The organism is Deltaproteobacteria bacterium (genome assembly GCA_009692615.1).
Taxonomy (GTDB): domain Bacteria; phylum Desulfobacterota; class Binatia; order UBA9968; family UBA9968; genus DP-20.
This window is the reverse complement of sequence record SHYW01000113.1, coordinates 1-17,444: the sequence shown is the minus strand read 5'-3', so window position 1 is coordinate 17,444 and position 17,444 is coordinate 1. Positions and strand designations below refer to the sequence as shown.

Below are 17,444 nucleotides of genomic sequence, written 5' to 3'. Positions count from 1 at the left end.
TGCCGCGATTTGGCGCTTTGTTTTCCCGGCTTGGCTAAGTCGGCAAAGCGTACAGCGCTCTTCAAGCGAAAACTGTTGATACTTTTGTCCCATAGCAACACCTTATCCCAATAGTGTTGCACTTCGCTTGTGAATCTAGGGTATCCAGGCTTTGGGGCCGGGGATGGACCCCGGTCTTCACCGGGGTGACTCACTTCCTGGATTCACGTTGTCACGGGAATGACGGACAAAGATGTTGATTTCGGGTCGACAGATTCAGACACACTCCGCGTAAGGCCATCGGTTGTTCCGTAAATCGAGTCGATAATGAAACTAAACTGGTTGTTGCTAATTTTGTTGCCCCTGGCGCTGTTGAAGAGTGCTCACGGCCAGCAGCGCTTTCTCATGGGCTACTCGTCCTTCAGCTCCAATCAAACTCCTCTTTGGGTTGCCAAGGAAGAAGGTCTGTTCAAACGCTACGGCAGCGATCCCGATTTGATTCTGATCGAAGGCGGGACGCGCGGCGCGCAGGCGCTGATCTCCGGCGATATACCGATCATGGGCATGTCCGGCCAGCCGGTGATCAGCGCGCGGGCGCGGGGCGCGGATTTGACCATGATCGCCGGTGTGGTCAACAAGATGAATTACATCATGGTGAGTTCGGCGGCGGTGAAGAAACCTGAGGACCTCAAGGGCAAGCGCATCGGCGCGGCGCAAGCGGGCACGGCGTCTTATCACGCGGTGCTGCTCGGCTTGAAACATTGGGGCCTCGACATGCGCCGCGACAAGATCACGATTCTCCAGCTCGGCAATCAAGCCGCGCGAGTCGGTTCGCTCCAGTCCGGCGGCAGCGATGCGATCATCGTCAATCCCGGTCTTGGCTCGTCGCTCAAGGAACGCGGCGGTTTTCTTCTCGCTGATTTCACCGAGCTGCCGATCGCCTATCCGCAGCAGACCATGAGCGTGCGCGAGCGGTTGATTAAAAGCGATGGAGATTTCGTCGAACGAATTCTCAAAGGCGTGCTAGCGGGAAACAGTTTCAGTCTCGATCCTCGCAATAAGAGCCGCGTCAAACAAATCATCGCCAAGTATTTGCGCCTCGATGCGCCGGACAAAGCAGAGGAGCATTATCAATCGGCGCTCAAAGTGCTGGCGCCGAAACCTTATGTCGACGCAGCCGGCATCGCGGCGATGATTGACTTCATGGCCGAAGCCGACCCGCTGGTGGCGAAGCTGAAGCCGGAGAACGTGATCAATCATGCGATCCTGAAGAAACTCGACGACAGCGGATTCATCGATCAGTTGTCGAAGCGCTGAGCGGAATATTTTACCGGTTGGCATTCCCGAGATGGCGATCCAGAGCGAGAGCGGGCATCCTTCGATGGACTCAGGACAGGCTTCGGTTTCATTTTCAGCCCTCTCTTGATTTCTGTACCCTACTAATTGGCGCTACGAAGCGTGAGAACCTTCTTTCCTACTGCGGAAGGAAAATCGACAAATACGAAGCTCTCGTCTATGATCTGTACAAGATTGGAGCAAAGCCCTTCAAGCCGCTGGGTTGCGCAGTCCTCGTGATCATAAGCTCGATCCAAAATATAGGGTCGTGGCGTTTCAAGCTTGCTGGAAGGAATTGGGTTCTGTTCCCTCCTGGCGGCAACTTGAGGTGTTCCTCGAGCGTCTGCCCATCCGAAGTTTGCGCATTTGCGGGAGAAATCTCCGTATCCAATGAGGTGAAGTTTCTGACTTGACCGCAGGAGTGTAACGGCACTATAAATGGCATCATCAACTACCACTATTCTTTAGGAGGCTTTATGGCTCAGGCTTATGTCGATGCCGATGGACATGTCATGGAAGATGCCGAGGATTTGCTGACTTTCGTCAAGGCGCCGTTCAACAATCGCGGCACGCGCAATTGGATTCCCAGTCTGGATAATTTTCACACGCCGGCGGACGGCACGCCGCGCACGCCGGGAACCTTCGATCCCAAGACCGGGCCGGAAGAGTGGCTGCAATTTCTCGACAAGACCGGCACGGAGTACACCGTGCTCTATCCGACGGCCGGATTGGCCTACGGCAACGTCGCCTACCCGCAGTGGGCGTTGGCCTACGCTCAGGCCTACAACGATTACATTCATAAACTCTACTTGCAGCGCAGTCCGAAGCTGCAGGCGGTGTCGCTGATTCCGATGCAGCATGTGACCGACGCAGTGAAAGAGTTGCGCCGCTCGGTAAAAGATCTCGGCTTCATGGGTGCGATGATTCCTTCCAACGGCCTGACGCGCCACGTGAGCCACGAAGAATATTGGCCGATCTACGAAGAGGCGGAAAGACTCAACTGCGTGCTCGCCGTACACGGCGGCAGCTATATTAACTTGGGCTTCAACAGCTACACGGTATTTCCCGCGACGCGCGCGCTCGGCATGCCGTTCCCGCTGGCGATCGCGATGACCGGCATGATGGTCGACGGCGTGCTCGATCGTTTTCCAAAGCTGCGCCTGGGCTTCATGGAAGGCGGCACGGCGTGGATTCCGTTGGTGATCGATCGTCTCGAACGCGAGTTGGAATACGGCGGTCTCAAACTCAAACGCCATCCCCTCGACTATTTTAAAGACGATCGGATTTTCGTCGGCTGCGAAGGCAACGAGAAAGCATTGGCCTACGCCATCGATCGGGTTGGCTCCAAACCGTTCATGTTCGCCTCGGATTTTCCGCACGAGATTTCGATTTCGAACTGCATGGAAGAAATTGACGAGGTGTTGGAGCGCGACGATCTCAAGAAGGAACACAAGTCAGCGATCCTGGGCGAGAACGCGCGGCGGTTTTACGGACGGTAGTCGTCGTGGAGGAAATCGAGATCGTGTTCGTGACCGGAAACGAGCACGATCCACGATCTCGACTTGAGGCAATTCCAGCCAAGGGAAAAAAAGGGAGCCTACTTGAGGCTCCTTTTATTATAGATCGCGTAGTGTTTACGGTTCTCCTGGTAACGGCCCGAATGCCGCGGGGGGGCGCCGATGTTTGGTCGCGGCTTCGTAAGCTGCGGCGGCTTTGATGATTGTCGCTTCCTCGCCCGGGCCGGCCCAGAACGAAAGGCTAATCGGCAATCCCGGTGCGTCGAGCAGTGCGCGCTCGGTTCCGGAGACGTTTTGATAGCTTCGCGTGTCGCTGCTGAGCGCAAACTTCGGCTCGAAGACGACCCGATTGAATCCCGCCGGTACCACCATTTCCGGAATGCCGGCGTCGGCGCTGAACGCGAAACGATTGCTGGGCCGGCTGTTGATTTCCGGTTCCACCGGGCCGCCGATTTTTGCAATTGGAATCGTCGTCAGCGGGTTGACTAGCACGTCGAGATTGTTTTCCCGCATCACTTTGAGCACCACGCGCTGCATCACTTCGCGCATTCTGATGCGCTCGCTGAGTCCCGCCGAGCGTATGTCGGTCAAGTTCTGCCAATTGATAAACGCCGCCAGCTTGTCGCCGGAGTAGTAACTCGCATTGGCGTTGAGCGACGGCCAGTCTTTAACTCGATCATCGCCGCGCCGGATCAAATATTGGCTCAAGTGAAAGCGGAAACTCGACGTGCGCGGGAAGTTGGTGATGCGGCGCAGGTTCAAATTGGGTGGAAAAGGTTCCAAGCCTTCGGCGGCGCGGGCCATGTATTCCGCCGGTGACAGGGTGCCGCCGCCGGGAGTCTTACCGACGCTGACGTTGATCTTGCTGGCGAATAGCGGAAACTCCGCCTCGCCATTGGCGAGAGTCTTGAACAAATATTCCGGCATGTGGAAGGGCAGGATTTCCGCCAGCACTTCTTGAAAGCTCGGTTTGAGATTGGCGATGGTCGGATCGTCGCCATAGAGCGGATCGACGGACTCGAACAGCTGAGCGCCCAATTTGTCGCGCAGAATCGTTTTGATCTCTTTATCGATCTGATCGCTGATCGCCGCGTCGTTGGCGCCGTGCTTGACCATGAACTCGCGCACGATACCGATGCGCATGCCTTTCAAGCTTTTCTGCCCGGCGAAACTGGCGTAGGGCCGCTGCGAGATCAAAGCTTTGGGCAATGCGGTGTAAATATCGCGCGGATCGTAGTAGCCGCGCTGGGGATCTTTGAGGGCGTCGAGGACGATGGCGGTGTCTTTCACGGTGCGGCACTGAATGCCGGCGCGATCGATGAATGGATCGGCGCCGATGCCGCCGCCGAACGGTATGATCGCCTTGCCGGTGTTGAGGTTGGCAAGGCCGTTATAGGCCGCAGGGACGCGGCAAGAACCGCCGGTCTCTTCGCAAATCGAACAAGCGACCAGATTGGCCGCCACCGACACGCCCGAGCCCGAGCTTGATGCCGCCTGGGCCGCGGCCCGTTCGGTGTCGTAGGGATTGCACGGGTTGCCGCCCCAGGTGCTGCGCGAGTTGCCGGCGCCGAGGACGACGGCCGCCGCTTTCGCTTCCCCACCGGGGTCGCCGGAGGCGCCGTTGTATTCGCTCAGGTTGGCCTTGGCAAGAATGATCGCGCCCTTGGCGCGGAGTTGGGCGACGATCGTCGAATCCATCGGCGCCGCGTCTATCGCGTAGTTCACATCCGCGCCGCCGGTGGAGCGCATGTCTTTGGCGTCGAAAATGTCTTTGATCGAAAACGGCGCGCAGTAAAGCGGCATGGCGGTCAAGTTGGGATTGGCGCCGAAGCGCCGGTCGAGTTCGCGGGCGCGCTCGATGCCATCAGGCTGGGCGCGAAAGGCTTCGCAACTCTGACTGCATGTGCTGGGCAGTGGGCCTTTGGACGGATGAAGATCGCAGGTGGCTTTGCAAGTCACCGAGCGTTCGCTGCGTACGTTGACCGTGTTGAGCGAACGGAGCTGACCGGTATTTTTCACGCCGCGAATATAGCCGTAGGTTTGTTGCTTGGACGGATCGGAGATCGTCGCTTGCAGCGCTCCTGGCTGCATCGGCGTGCCGCTGTATTTGGCGATGTCGGGAAAATGGTTTTTTGAATCGTTGGCGTCGTTGGGATTTACCGGCGCGACGCACTGGCCGTCGTAGGCGCGGATGCGATTGATATAGGCCTGGACGACTTTCTCGCAAGTAATCTGCCGCGTTCTAATCGCGCGATGAATGTCTTCGATGCGCGCCTCTTCAAGGCGAAACTTCCACGGCGGTGCCGCCTTGGTCGTCTGCGCCTCACTCGCTGGAGCCGCGAAACCGGCCAGTACCGCTGCCAGCGCGACAACGAAAGTTCCGTTGGTCAATTGACTGCGAATCATCATGTACGCCTCCGAGCATTCGAGTTGAGTTCTTGTAACATAGAATTGCCGTAGTGGGGGTAGGGTTTTTTGCCCCGGGCAATTTCACTGGCAATTGACAACCCCGTGGTGATTGGTAAAGATTAGGATTGTCGGAACCCGATCAAGGAGAAAAATTTATGAATCGTCTCGGTGCGACCTCACTCACGTTCGGCCTGTTGTCGCTTGTCGGTTGTGCTAGCGGTGGTTTTACGACGGCTACTGTCGATCAGCAAAATGTGGCGAGCGCGTACTGTCATAAGAAACTGCAGCCGGTCGGTCCTAACGATCCTGGAAAGCCAGCTCAGATCGGCGCCGGTGACGTGATCGATTACTATGGTCCTTGCGACGGACCCTCCATCAACGAGCAGATTCAAGCGCAAAAACGCTTCGAACAATTCCGCTTCGGCCGCGACTACATGGACGAAGGGTGAGTTTGGCGAGCAGCCTTCGGTGGCGGAACTTTTCCGCGCCGTTAAGACGCTTGGTTCGGTCTAGCCCGCGAGTTTACCTGATTACCCGCCGGCAAGGCCGGCGCTAGGGAGAAATAAATAATATTTTTCCGCCGTCGCTGTTTTCTTCAACTGCATAGTTTCGTTCACGATTATCATCGAGCTTGGCTCGCCGAGAGCGTCTACGCGACGGCGCAGCACAAACTGTCTTTGTGTTATGCCCTGGCGAGGCCTACAATGTTTCTCATGGCAAGAATTACCGTTGAAGATTGTTTAGATAATGTTTCCAGTCGTTTTCATCTCGTCCAGCTGGCGTCGATAAGAGCCAAGCAGTTGTTGAAGGGCGCCAAGCCGTTGGTCGAGTCGGATAACCGCGAGATCGTCATCGCGCTGCGCGAGATCGCCGCCGGCAAGGTGCGTTGGGCGACGACTTAGATTCGACCGTCGCGGCATTCGGCACTATAATTCATTAGCATTATTGCGGAACCTTCCTTTGGCCGACCGGTTCGCCAAGAGTGTAATCCTACGTTCATCCGATTTCTCCGGTTTGGTTGATTGTTAAACCGGAAATCGGCATAAATTAAAAATGTTTCGCAGTGTCGATCTTCCCACACGGGTGCCCGGCAGAATGTTGCTGCACAGCATGCCGGGCCGCTTTGAAGCCCTCGATCGGGTTTGGCAGCAGGTACAGAACGACGCCGTCGGCGCCATCGTTTGCTTGACCGAACAATTCGAAATTCGCCAAAAGTCTTCTCAATACGCCGATGCGCTTAGCGCCGGCACGGTTCCCTGTGCCGTGGTCATTTTTGAAATTCGTGAAGGCGGCGTGCCGGAAAATCGCGACGCCTATTGGGCGCTGGTGAACGACGTGGCGAATCGTTTGCAGTCTGGCGAAGCGGTGCTGATTCACTGCGCCGGCGGCGTCGGCCGCACGGCGATGTTCGCGGTTTCAGTGCTCTTGGTTTTGGGTGAATCGCTGGTCAAAGCGGAGAGTTTGGTTTCCCAAGCGGGATCGTTGGTCGAAACCATGGCGCAGATCGAAATGCTTTCCTGGTGCGCTGAGCGGGTTGGTGAGTCGTGATCGTGTTCGTGGTCGGTTCGGATTCGTTTTTGGATCGTTAGTTGCCTCTTATTCCGGAGGTTTTGTATGTACTGCGATCGCTCTTGGTTCAAATCGATTGTTCTCTCCTCTGTATTCCTATTTCATGCTCCATCTTTCAGCGTCGCCCAGGAGCGGCCGATTATTCTTGCCGGTCATGGCACGTTGTCAGGGTCGATTTTGCCGCTGTGGGTCGGGGTCGAGAGCAAGCTGTTTGAGAAGTATGGCCTGCAGGTCAAACCGATCTATTTGCCGCGCGCGGCAGGGCGGCCGGCTTTGTTGAGCGGCGATATTCAGATTTATTTTTCCGCCGGGCCGCCGCTGGTGCAGATGCGTCTGGGCGGCGCCGATGTCGTAGTCGCTTCCTGCGTCATGCACAAACTTACGTCGAAGATCATGGTCGTTCCAGGGATCCAAAAGATCGCCGATCTTCGCGGCAAAGTCTTGGCGGTGGCCAATCCCGGTTCAGGTAGCGATTATGCCGCGAAGCTTTTCATCGCGCGCCAAGGTTTCAAACAGGGGCAAGATATTTCGATCATCTACAGCGGCTCGACCAGCGCGGCGTTTGCGGCGTTGGTCAACGGCCGGGTGCACGGCGTCTTCGCCAGCTCGCCCAATGATCTGCAAGCCGCCGCGGTGGGATTCAAACCGCTGCTCGAATTGGGCGACTTGAACATTCCTTACGCCGGCAATTGCAGCGTGGTCATGAGGAGCTACGCCACTAAACAGCCGGCCCGCGTGCGCGGCTTCGTCGCCGGCATCACCGAGGCGATCGCGCAGATCAAACGGCGCCCCAACGAAGCTAAGGCGGTGTTAGAAAAATATACGCGAGTCTCCGATCCGACGATGTTGCAACACGCCTACGATTCCGACACGCGCTATATGGAGTCGGTGCCTTATCCAAGCGCCGAAGGAACCAAGACGATTTTGGAAAACTTAGGCGTGACGGGGCGAGCCGCCGATCAGTTTGTTGCCGAGTTTAACGACGATCGTTTTATGAAACAGATCGTCGACGACGGTTTGTTGAAGCAGCTTTATCCTGGTGGGGTTCCCGCTCGGTAGCCGGGTGCCAAAAATACCTCGGAGTCCTTCGACGTGCTCAGGACGAACGGATCAGAGATTGAAAACCTTGAGTACAACGCGTTCATGCTGAGACCTGTCGAAGCATGTTCAGCTGTTGCAGCATGATCGATTGTCCTTACTGCGAATATTTCGCATAGACATCGGTGCGGCGGTTCTTCAGCAGCGGCAGTTTTTCGCGCACTTCGTTTACCAATTTCAAATCTAATTCGATCACGCGCAAATCTTCGGTTTCTTCAAGATCAGCCAGGGTTCTCCCCAGCGGATCGACGGCCAAGCTGTGGCCGGTGTAAATATTGCCGACTTGGTTGGGCGCGATGACGAAGCAGCCGTTTTCTAGGGCGCGGGCTTTGATCATGGTCTGCCAGTGCTCGACCTTGAGATCGCCTTGGACCCAGCCTGACGGCGCAATCAAAATATTCGCTCCAGCCAAGGTCAGCATGCGCGCCATTTCCGGAAAGCGCAGGTCGTAGCAGATCATCATACCGAAGTGGGCGTCGCCGGAGTTGATCTGCGGCGCGATGTCGGCGCCGGGGTGAAATTTGTCGGACTCTTTGAAGCCGAAGGCATCGTACAAATGGAGTTTTCGATAAACTGAAGCGACGTTGCCTTGGGCGTCGATCCAAACCGCCGTGTCGAAAACTCGTTGGGGCACGGAACTGGTTTCGTAGATCGGCGCGATGATGGCAATACCGTTTGCTTTCGCGCTTTCGCGCAGCCTTGCGATGAACGGGCCGTCAAGCGATTCCGCGACTTCGGTTAACTCCGCGGCGCTTTGGCTGGCGGGCGAGAACGCCATCAGAAATTCCGGGAAGGCGATAAGCTCCGCGTTTTTGCTTTTGGCTTGGTCGATAAATCCGCGCGCCTTTCTGAGGTTGCTGGGCTTGTCGGTGGAGGATTGCATCTGCGCGATGGCGATTTTGCTCATGAGCCTTGTACCTTTCGGAGATGGTTTAAATGCTTTGCCTTTGGCCGAAGAGAAGATTTGTCATGCCGGCGCAGGCCGGCATCCATATTCGTTAGCATGGCGACGATAAAGAAAGCCTGGATTCCGGCCTGCGCCGGAATGACGGAAAACTTGTCGCCTCATCTAGTTAACGTCGTCGTTGGTTCAGTTATCTGTTTCAATACTTGAGAACTGGATTATCTCTGCCAGTCACGCTATCCAAGTAAGAACGTTCGGTCAACCGGAAGGAGCCCTTCGACGAAGCTCAGGGCGAACGGATACGTGGTCTGTTCTTCTGTGCTTACGGGTCGCCGGCCTGGTGCGGGTAGGCAGTATTCAATTCCATGGCTCTATCAACTCTCACTCCACGCCTTCAACGGCTCGCGCTGTTCAATGTCTGCCTCGGCCAGTTTATGAGCGCGGTGGATTCGCGCTCGGTGATCGTCGCTTTGCCGACGATCTCGCTGCATTTCGGTTTGTCGCTCGCGGTGGTGCAGTGGATTCCGCTGGCGTATCAGTTGACCATCGTCGGCCTGGTGCTGAGCATGGCGCGCTTGGGCGATCGGCTGGGGCGGAAGAAAGTTTACGCCGCCGGCTTTCTCCTGCTCGCCATCGGTTCGACGGCGTGCGGCTTGAGCGGTTATTTTTGGCTCCTGATTTTGTTTCGCATCGTCGAAGCGGCCGGCGGCGCGATGATCCTCGCTAATGGCCGCTCCATCGCATCCACTCTATACGCCAACGAGGGCAGGGGACGGGCGCTGGGCATGATGTCGATGGCGTTTCACGTCGGCTACATCGCCGGCCCTTCGCTGGGCGGGTTCTTGGTCGACACCGTGGGTTGGCGTTGGACGTTTTTCATGATCGCGCCCATCGCGCTGTTGGCGGGCTACATGTCGTGGAGAATTTTGCCCGAGTCAAATCCGGACAAGGGTGGCGTGACCATCGATCCCCTCGGCATGATCGCGCTACTCAGCGTGTTTGTATCCTTGATTCTCGGCCTTCAACAAATCGCCAAATCCGGCTTTGGCGCATGGTCCGTGGTACTGTTCGCGGTTTCCGCCGTGAGCTTGTGGTTGTTGGTGCGTCATGAAGGCAAAACCGCCGCGCCGTTGCTCGATCTATCCTTATTCAAAATAAGACTGCTGACCGCCAGCGTTTTGAGCCATTTCTTCGTCACCATCACTCATGCGTCGACGTTTTTTTTGCTGCCGTTCTATCTCCAAGGGATTTTGCATGTGAAGCCGACCCAGGTCGGCTTGACGATCATTTTCTTTTCTCTCGTGATCGTCTGTCTGGCGCCGCTCGGCGGCTGGCTCGGCGACAAGCTCGGATCGCGCTCCATGTGCACCGTCGGCGCGGCGCTGACGGTGCTCGCCATGATCGGTTTCTCGGGGTTGAATGCAAGCAGCACACAAGTTTCTGTCATGGTTCCACTGATGCTGCTAGGTTTCGCCTGGTCGTTTTTTCAGTCGCCCAATTTGAGCGGCATGTTCAACGCCGTCGATGCGCGCCACGTCGGTTCGGTGAGCGGTCTGTCGCTGACCTCGGCCAACGTCGGTAACGCCGTGGGCGTGGCGCTGGGAAGTATGTTGTTTCTGCGCTGGTTAAACTATTTCGGTCTGGAAGGCGCGACGGTGCCGCCGTACACTGAATGGGGCGCGAGCCCAGAGCTGTTTATCAAGTCGTTTCATAGCTCGTGGTTGGTGATCGCCGGCTTGGGTTCCATCGCCATCGTCACTTGCGCCATACGCGGCGCGGAGAAGAAGACACTGGAGTGATGGAGTGGTGGAGTAAAGGAGTGATGGGTTTCGGATACCACTACCCCAGCATTCCAATACTCCATTACTCCAATTCAGTAGTTCAGCATCGTGCCGGCCTTTTTCGCTTTGATGTTTTCCAACACTTTCGCGCCCAACGCGACGTCGGCGACGCCTTGGCCGGCGTTGTTTTTATAAAAGGTAATCTGGTCCAGACGCGTGCGGCCTTCGTTGTTGCCGGCGAGGATGGAGCCGATTTCAATTAACTGCTCCCACTTGATCACGCCGCGGTTGACCGGATCGAAGATATCCGCTTGTTCGTCTTGGATCGCCTGTTGAATCGACACGATGCCGTGCACGTCGCTGCGCGCCAGCGTCGCGTCGTCGATCTCGCGCCGCTTGGCGGCGGTGAATCCGCCTTTGACCAAGCCGACGTTGCTGCCGACAATCGTCGTCACATGCTGGCCCGGTTCGAGTAAATTGCCATCGAACACCGGCACGCTGGAGTTGGTCGCGGTGAGCACGATATCGACGCCGCGCACGGCTTCGGCCGGCGAGGCGACTGGGATTATATTCAAATTCGTGATCGGCCCCATCTCGTCGCAGAACTGTTTGCGGTTTTCCGGATTGCGGCTGTAGACCTTGACGGTTTTCAGTTTGCGCACCTGCATGATCGCGAGCAGATGATTCTTTGCTTGACCGGCGGCGCCGAAGATTCCCATGCTTGTCGCATCCGGGCGCGCCAGCAAGTCGGTGCCGACGGCGCTGGTGGCGGCGGTGCGCAGCCCGGTGACCGCGACGTTGTCGGGCAGCTCGCTGCACGTGATCTCGCCGACGATGATGCCTTTCAATTCTCCTTCGGCGGCGTCGTAGAGCACGATGACCGGATGGTTCAAACGCGGATAGACCTGCTCACTGGCCATCGGCTTGACCCATTCGCAATGCGTCATCAGGCCGGTGGCGTGGGCCGCCGGCACGCCGCCTTGATGGACGCTGACGCGCACGCCGGTGGGAATGTGAATGCGCCGGCGCGGCGCGTTGAGTTGCGTGTTCTCACCCCACTCGCGAAAGCCTAAGCGCACCGCTTCCACCGCTTCGCTCATGGTGACGATACCGCGGATTTCTTGGGGACTGACGAGGATCGGTTGCATGAAGGCTCCTGTAGGAATGGAGTGGTGGAGTGCTGGAGTCGTGGGATTGGCCCAACGCTCCATTACTCCAGCGTTCCAGTTGAGTGTTATTATAGTGTCTTCGCTACCTGCGGCCGGGCGATCAAGCTTTCCGCCCAGCGTCTTAGGTTCGGGTAGTTGTCGTCGATGGCGACCTTGTAGCGCTCGCGCCGCGTGTAGAATGGAATAAATGTCACATCGGCGAGGGAATATTCGCCGACCAGATAATCTTGGCCGATGAGCGCGTCGTCGAGGGCGCGCAGGTGTTGGTCCATTCTCACGCGGGCTTTTCCCGGCTCGCGGTCTTTTTGCAGGTCGGAGCCCGTCGGATGGACGCGGGTGTTCATGAAGTCGACCCAGATTCTCACTTTCGAGCGCTTCAAGAAATCGCTCGGCATAAGCCGTATTTGGGGAAATTTTTCGTCGAGATATTCGTTGATCACCGCCGACTCGAAGATCACGCCATTGTCGTTGATCAGCACCGGCACTTTGCCGTAGGGATTCTGTTTGACCAAATCGTCCGGTTTGTTTTTGAGATCGACTTCGATCTTTTCGTAAGCGAGCTGCTTCTCGGCCAGGACAATCCTTGTCCTGTGGGCGTAGGGTCAAGTGTGGCTGGTGTAGAGTTTCATGGCGCGGGCCTCCTGATGCATTTTACTTAGCATTGCCGACGTGGGAAGCGCAATGCGCGGCGCAGAATTACAAATTCCATATTCCAAATTCCAGATTGTCTCTAGGACTGGCGCCGTTCTAGTCGTTCTTGCAAGGCGTCGCCGACGAGATTCAATCCCAACACAGTGAGCATGATCGCTAGACCGGGATACGTGGTCAGATGCGGTGCTACCAGTAGAAATTGCCTGCCGTCGTTCAACATCGAGCCCCAGGACGGTGTCGGTGGTGCGACGCCGAGGCCGAGAAAGCTCAGGCTGCCTTCGGCGACGATGGCGGCGGCGAGACCGAAGGTGGCTTGGATCATGAGCGGCGGCAGAAGATTGGGCAATAGATGACGCCAGACGATGCGCGCCGGTGCGCCGCCCAGGGCGCGTGCGGCTTGAACGAAGTCGCGTTCGCGCAGTGTGAGAATCTCGCCACGCACCAAGCGGGCGTAGCTGGTCCAGCCGATTAAACACAACGCCAGGACGACGTGGTCGAGGCCGGGGCCGAGCACGGCGGTAAACGCGATGGCGAGCAGGATGCCGGGAAAGGCGAGCAGAATGTCGACCAAACGCATGAGCAGCAGATCGACCCAGCCGCCGCAGTAGCCCGCTAACGCGCCAACGATGAAGCCGATAGCGAGAGAAAGCGAAACTGTCGTGACGCCGACGAGCAGAGAGATTCTGCCGCCGTAGAGCATGCGGCTCAGGATGTCGCGGCCGAGTTTGTCGGTGCCCAGGGGATGATCGGCACTGTAGGCGACGAGATCGTTCGCAAGATTTTGCCGCAGCGGCGGGTGCGGTGCCAGCGCTGGAGCCAACAACGACGCGCCGACGAGCAATAGCAGAAGCAATGCGCCGCAGCACAGCAAAAAGTTATTTTTCATAGCTGACGCGCGGATCGACGAGTTTGTAGAGCAGATCGGTGATGAAATTGACCAGCAGATAAGCGACCGCGATGACCAAAACGCAGCCTTGTACCAACGGGTAGTCGCGGGTTTGAATTGCCTGTACGGTCAATCGACCGATGCCCGGCCAACTGAATATTGTCTCGGTGATCAGCGAGCCGGCGAGCAGGGCGCCGAACTGCAAGCTGACGATCGTGATCGTCGACATGAGCGCATGGCGCAAGGTGTGTTTGAGCCAAACTTGTTTTTCCGCCAAACCTTTGGCGCGGGCAGTGCGGACAAAGTCTTCGTGCATGGTTTGCAGTAAGCTGGCGCGCAAGATGCGCGTGAGAATGGCCGCCATGCCCAGGCCGAGTGTCAACGCCGGCAAAAATAGATGACTCAATCCGCCGCGCCCGGACACCGGCGTCCAGCCGAGTTGGATGGAGAAAAACAACATCAGTAACGGGCCGAGCCAAAAATTCGGCAGCGACAGACCGAAGAGAGAAAAGAGCAGCGCGCCGCGGTCGAGCAATCCACCGCGATGAACCGCGGCGAGGATAGCAAGCGGAAAGGAAATTAGCACCGCAGCGATCATGGCGAAGGTGGCCAATTCAAGTGTTGCCGGTAGACGCACGGCGATGATTGCGCTGACGCTGGATTGTTCGTAAAGAGATCGGCCAAGATTCCCGCCGGCGAGGTTGACGAGAAAGGTTTTGTATTGGGTGAGTAATGGTTGGTCCAAGCCGAGGTTGCGGCGCAGTTCCAGTTTGTCGGCGGAAGTGGCGGTTTCGCCGAGCATGATTTCCACCGGATCGCCGGGAATAAAATGAATCAGCGCAAACACCAACGTGAGCGCGCCGAATAGCGTCGGCAGCAGAAGCAGCAGGCGGTGGGTGAAGTAGCGTTTCATGGATGCCGATTGCTTTGGCTAATGTTGGGCTGCTGAGTCAAAAATACCTTCTCACCACGAAGGCACGAAGGACACGAAGGTTTCGGATAAAAAACTTTCCGACCTTCGTGCTCTTCGTGTCCTTCGTGGTGAACATTCAATTCCCTATTTGGTTACGGCTTGCTGTGCTCGGCTGGTCGTGGAGTACGGGCGACCGCCGGTCGCCCCTACACGGATGAATTACTGCAAGGTTACGTTCCTCAGCGAGAAAAAATCGCCGTCGGGGTAGGGAACGAAGCCTTGAACCGACGGCTTTTTCACCACGACGTTTTTCCACCACCAGAGCGGCACGCAGGGGAGATCTTCGGCGAATATTTTTTGGGTTTGGCCGTAGATGCGCTTGCGTTCGCTTTCGTCGGCGCTGATGCGGCCTTGTTCGAGCAGGCGGTCGATTTGCGGATTGTTGTAGCGGCCGCGGTTGTCGCCGTTGGGCGGCACGTTGGTGGAGTGAAAGATTTGGTATTCAACATCCGGGTCCATGATGCCGGTCCAGGCCAGCGAATAGAGATGAAAGTTGCCTTTCTTGATGTCGCCGAAAAAAGTCCCCCACTCGTAGCTGCGGATTTCCAGTTCGATGCCGACTTTTTGCAGCTGCTCTTTGAGCGCTTCGGCGATGCGCCGGCGCAGATCGATATTGGTCGTCTTGAACGACAAGCGAAAGCGCGGCCGCGGTCCCTCGCCGTCGGGATCGGCGTAGCCGGCTTCGTCGAGAAGTTGTTTCGCCTTGGCCGGATCGTGGGGCCACGGGCGCGCCGTGTCGTCGTAGGCCCAGCTGATTGGCGACATCAAGCCGGTGGCGGCGCTGCCGGTGTCTTTGAGCAAGTTTTTGATGATCGCGTCGCGATCGATCGCCAGGGCCAGGGCTTGGCGCACTTTGCGCTGGCGTAAGATCGGATGGCTGAGGTTGATGCCGATGTATTGAAACGAGGTGCCTTGATGGACGCCAACGTCGGCGCCAGTATTTTTCTTGAGCCAGGGCAGCATGTCGGGCTCGATGTCGTTCTGCATGAAATCGATGCTTCCTTTTTTAAATTCTAAGGCGCGCACCATGGCGTCGGGAATGGTTTTGAAAATCACCCCGGCCAGAGATGGTTTACCGTTCCAGTAATCGTCGTTGGATTTGAGCGTAATCTTTTCGCCTACAGCGATGGCTTCTAGCTTAAATGGACCTGAGCCTGGCGGTGGTTTGTCAGTCAGCGGCGAACCTTCGGGAACGATGCCGAGGGTGAATTGCTCGACAAAGGGTGTGTGCGGTGCGTCTAGTTGAAAGCGCAACTGATGACTTCCGGTCTGTTCGACGGCGACGAGATGTTTCAGTTGACCGCGCTTGGGTGAACGGTTGGCCGGGTCGAGGATCGACTCGAACGTATATTTTACGTCGGCGGCGGTGAGCGCATGGCCATTGTGAAAGCGCACGCCTCGGCGCAGGGTGAATTCATAATTAAGTGCATCCACTTGGCGCCAACTGGCGGCGAGATCCGGTTGCAGCCGTAAGTGTTCATCGGAACGCAGCAGCGGGCTGTAAATCAGATTGCCGATGCGCACCGAGTTGGTATCGGTGGCATGGCGCGGATCGAGCTGAAGCGGATGGGATTCAATGCCGGCGATTAGATAACCCGGCGGCCGCTCGGCTGGCGCAGAACGGCACGCGACGTTGTGACAGCTTAAGGCGATGGCGAAGAAAATAAGTGTTCGACTGGACAAGCCGCACTCGATTAAAGAAAAATTTTGACTGACCTTAACGCGTTTGCTACTATCGGTCAAATTTCTCTTGGTTAAAACAACTTTGATGCTTCGCAACCGTACTTTTATCCTGACATGGGTTTTGCTTTCGCTGCTGCGCATCTCTCCGGCGTGGAGCCAAGAAGCGCCGTTCGCCGTGCCCGCAGGTCTGGAAGGCGCGGTGGAGTTCTGGCGGCAGATTTTTTCCAGCTACGGCATGGGCGATGTTGTGTTGTTCGATCCCGCCGATCCGGCAAAAATCTACAGCGTGCTGCGGCTGCCGGACAACGACCAAGGGCGCGCGCTGGTGGCCAAAGAGCGGGCGCGCATCGCCGCGGAATACCAGCTCGCCGATGACGAAAGCCGCATTCGCAGCCAGCGCGGCGCCAAGGAGTCCTTCGCCGCAGGGTTGAAAATGTCCGGCCGCTACATGGCGCAGATGCTAAAAATATTTCGCGACGAAGGCTTGCCGGCAGAGTTGGCCTATTTGCCGTTGGTCGAGTCCTCGTTCAACGTACGCGCGCGCTCGGGTGTGGGCGCGCTGGGCATGTGGCAGTTCATGCCCGAGACCGGCAAGAAATTCATGCGCATCGACGCGGCGGTGGACGAGCGGCGCGATCCCATGGCGTCGACGCGCGGAGCGGCGCGCTTGCTCAAGCAGAACTATCAGATTCTTGGCAGTTGGCCGTTGGCGCTGACGGCATACAATCACGGCACCGAGGGGATGTTTCGCGGCATCAAGGCGGTCGGCTCGCGGGATTTGGTCGAGCTGATTCGTAACTATGAATCGCCGAGCTTCGGTTTCGCGTCGAAGAATTTTTACGCCGAGTTTCTCGCCGTGGTCGAGATCGCCACCCACAGCGAAAATTATTTTCCCTTTCTACGGCCGCACCCAGCGCAGCAGTTGCGAGAAGTTGCCGTGAAAGCGCCGACGGCGCTGCACGCGCTACTCAAGCCGGCGGCGATCTCGCAAAACGAATTTTTCCAATGGAATCCCTCCCTAGACGCCGGCACCAAAGTGCTGCCGAGCGGCTATTCGGTGCGCTTGCCGGCGGATAAAGTCGAGCCGTTTATCACCGCCCAAAACCGCGCGCTGGAACCGCCGCCGGTGAAAAAAAATCTCCCGGTAAAATTTCCGACGAAATCCCCACCGGCCAAGCTGCGCGGCGCCAGCGCGAAGCCCAACGTTATTCCAGTGAAGGCCAAACCCATCGCCAAACGGCCGGCGAGCAAATCTCAACAGCTAAAACTCGCGTCGCGTTAGAATTTATCTTTTTCTTCTTCCCCCTTTGGAAAAGTGGGATCGAGGGGGATTTACTCTTGTGGACTGCGCCCCATTGACTGGAGAGAAAAACTGAGAATTAGAGGTGAGTGAGATCGGCTCAACGGGCGGGTAGGATGGACCCGCGAGAAGGAGTCGATCGATGGGAAAACAACGACGGAAGTTTGAAACTGGATTCAAGCAGCAGATT

General features: G+C 57.1%; 15 protein-coding genes. 8 read left to right on the top strand and 7 right to left on the bottom strand.

Going from position 1 to position 17,444, the window contains the following annotated elements; genetic code table 11:
• Positions 1-306 precede the first annotated feature (306 nt).
• Both EXR70_21010 and EXR70_21005 read left to right on the top strand, forming a co-directional pair.
• Positions 307-1,296 carry an ABC transporter substrate-binding protein gene (locus EXR70_21010; GenBank protein MSP40977.1) on the top strand — a complete coding sequence of 330 codons (990 nt, stop codon included), beginning with the start codon at positions 307-309 and terminating at the stop codon, positions 1,294-1,296.
• 494 nt (positions 1,297-1,790) lie between these two features.
• The gene (locus tag EXR70_21005; protein ID MSP40976.1) at positions 1,791-2,813 is read left to right on the top strand and encodes an amidohydrolase; all 1,023 of its coding nucleotides are present in this window, start codon (positions 1,791-1,793) and stop codon (positions 2,811-2,813) included.
• A gap of 135 nt (positions 2,814-2,948) precedes the next feature.
• Here the strand turns inward: EXR70_21005 and EXR70_21000 are convergent, their stop codons facing one another.
• Positions 2,949-5,237 (bottom strand): amidase, encoded by a 2,289-nt coding sequence (locus EXR70_21000; GenBank protein MSP40975.1) that lies wholly within the window; start codon positions 5,235-5,237, stop codon positions 2,949-2,951.
• Positions 5,238-5,395: 158 nt separating this feature from the next.
• Between EXR70_21000 and EXR70_20995 the strand changes: the two genes are divergently transcribed.
• From EXR70_20995 to EXR70_20980, 4 genes are all read left to right on the top strand, one after another.
• Positions 5,396-5,689, top strand: coding sequence for a hypothetical protein (locus EXR70_20995; protein ID MSP40974.1), 294 nt, complete (start codon positions 5,396-5,398; stop codon positions 5,687-5,689).
• A 264-nt stretch (positions 5,690-5,953) separates the two neighbouring features.
• Positions 5,954-6,142, top strand: coding sequence for a DNA-directed RNA polymerase subunit omega (locus EXR70_20990; GenBank protein MSP40973.1), 189 nt, complete (start codon positions 5,954-5,956; stop codon positions 6,140-6,142).
• 151 nt (positions 6,143-6,293) lie between these two features.
• A complete protein-coding gene (locus tag EXR70_20985; protein MSP40972.1) occupies positions 6,294-6,788 on the top strand; it encodes a hypothetical protein in 495 nt (164 codons plus the stop codon).
• A gap of 66 nt (positions 6,789-6,854) precedes the next feature.
• Positions 6,855-7,868 carry an ABC transporter substrate-binding protein gene (locus tag EXR70_20980; protein ID MSP40971.1) on the top strand — a complete coding sequence of 338 codons (1,014 nt, stop codon included), beginning with the start codon at positions 6,855-6,857 and terminating at the stop codon, positions 7,866-7,868.
• Between the two features lie 136 nt (positions 7,869-8,004).
• Here the strand turns inward: EXR70_20980 and EXR70_20975 are convergent, their stop codons facing one another.
• Positions 8,005-8,814, bottom strand: coding sequence for a carbon-nitrogen hydrolase family protein (locus tag EXR70_20975; GenBank protein MSP40970.1), 810 nt, complete (start codon positions 8,812-8,814; stop codon positions 8,005-8,007).
• A gap of 362 nt (positions 8,815-9,176) precedes the next feature.
• On the opposite strand from EXR70_20975, the gene EXR70_20970 reads away from it, so the two are divergent.
• Entirely contained in the window at positions 9,177-10,610 is a 1,434-nt protein-coding gene (locus tag EXR70_20970; GenBank protein ID MSP40969.1) for an MFS transporter, read from the top strand.
• A gap of 74 nt (positions 10,611-10,684) precedes the next feature.
• On the opposite strand, the gene EXR70_20965 is transcribed toward EXR70_20970, so the two are convergent.
• The 5 genes from EXR70_20965 to EXR70_20945 form a co-directional block, all read right to left on the bottom strand.
• The gene (locus tag EXR70_20965; protein MSP40968.1) at positions 10,685-11,803 is read right to left on the bottom strand and encodes an ornithine cyclodeaminase family protein; all 1,119 of its coding nucleotides are present in this window, start codon (positions 11,801-11,803) and stop codon (positions 10,685-10,687) included.
• 26 nt (positions 11,804-11,829) lie between these two features.
• Positions 11,830-12,273 (bottom strand): glutathione S-transferase family protein, encoded by a 444-nt coding sequence (locus tag EXR70_20960; protein ID MSP40967.1) that lies wholly within the window; start codon positions 12,271-12,273, stop codon positions 11,830-11,832.
• A gap of 218 nt (positions 12,274-12,491) precedes the next feature.
• On the bottom strand, positions 12,492-13,298 hold the full coding sequence (locus tag EXR70_20955) for an ABC transporter permease (protein MSP40966.1): 807 nt from the start codon (positions 13,296-13,298) through the stop codon (positions 12,492-12,494).
• Positions 13,288-14,211: an ABC transporter permease gene (locus EXR70_20950; GenBank protein ID MSP40965.1), complete on the bottom strand. Its 924-nt coding sequence runs from the start codon at positions 14,209-14,211 to the stop codon at positions 13,288-13,290. The genes EXR70_20955 and EXR70_20950 overlap by 11 nt, the downstream gene beginning before the upstream one ends.
• A 219-nt stretch (positions 14,212-14,430) precedes the next feature.
• Complete coding sequence (locus tag EXR70_20945) at positions 14,431-16,095, bottom strand: ABC transporter substrate-binding protein (GenBank protein ID MSP40964.1); 1,665 nt, start codon at positions 16,093-16,095, stop codon at positions 14,431-14,433.
• On the opposite strand from EXR70_20945, the gene EXR70_20940 reads away from it, so the two are divergent.
• Positions 16,037-17,236 carry a hypothetical protein gene (locus tag EXR70_20940; GenBank protein MSP40963.1) on the top strand — a complete coding sequence of 400 codons (1,200 nt, stop codon included), beginning with the start codon at positions 16,037-16,039 and terminating at the stop codon, positions 17,234-17,236. The two genes, EXR70_20945 and EXR70_20940, sit on opposite strands and share 59 nt — an antisense overlap.
• Positions 17,237-17,444: the final 208 nt, after the last annotated feature.

Coding starts and splice junctions, on each gene's coding strand:
- EXR70_20955 (MSP40966.1), bottom strand. CDS start 13,298: ATGAAAAATAACTTTTTGCTGTGCTGCGGCGCATTGCTTCTGCTATTG.
- EXR70_20970 (MSP40969.1), top strand. CDS start 9,177: ATGGCTCTATCAACTCTCACTCCACGCCTTCAACGGCTCGCGCTGTTC.
- EXR70_21005 (MSP40976.1), top strand. CDS start 1,791: ATGGCTCAGGCTTATGTCGATGCCGATGGACATGTCATGGAAGATGCC.
- EXR70_21010 (MSP40977.1), top strand. CDS start 307: ATGAAACTAAACTGGTTGTTGCTAATTTTGTTGCCCCTGGCGCTGTTG.
- EXR70_20975 (MSP40970.1), bottom strand. CDS start 8,814: ATGAGCAAAATCGCCATCGCGCAGATGCAATCCTCCACCGACAAGCCC.
- EXR70_20985 (MSP40972.1), top strand. CDS start 6,294: ATGTTTCGCAGTGTCGATCTTCCCACACGGGTGCCCGGCAGAATGTTG.
- EXR70_20995 (MSP40974.1), top strand. CDS start 5,396: ATGAATCGTCTCGGTGCGACCTCACTCACGTTCGGCCTGTTGTCGCTT.
- EXR70_20990 (MSP40973.1), top strand. CDS start 5,954: ATGGCAAGAATTACCGTTGAAGATTGTTTAGATAATGTTTCCAGTCGT.
- EXR70_20945 (MSP40964.1), bottom strand. CDS start 16,095: ATGCGCAGCAGCGAAAGCAAAACCCATGTCAGGATAAAAGTACGGTTG.
- EXR70_20950 (MSP40965.1), bottom strand. CDS start 14,211: ATGAAACGCTACTTCACCCACCGCCTGCTGCTTCTGCTGCCGACGCTA.
- EXR70_21000 (MSP40975.1), bottom strand. CDS start 5,237: ATGATTCGCAGTCAATTGACCAACGGAACTTTCGTTGTCGCGCTGGCA.
- EXR70_20965 (MSP40968.1), bottom strand. CDS start 11,803: ATGGAGCGTTGGGCCAATCCCACGACTCCAGCACTCCACCACTCCATT.
- EXR70_20980 (MSP40971.1), top strand. CDS start 6,855: ATGTACTGCGATCGCTCTTGGTTCAAATCGATTGTTCTCTCCTCTGTA.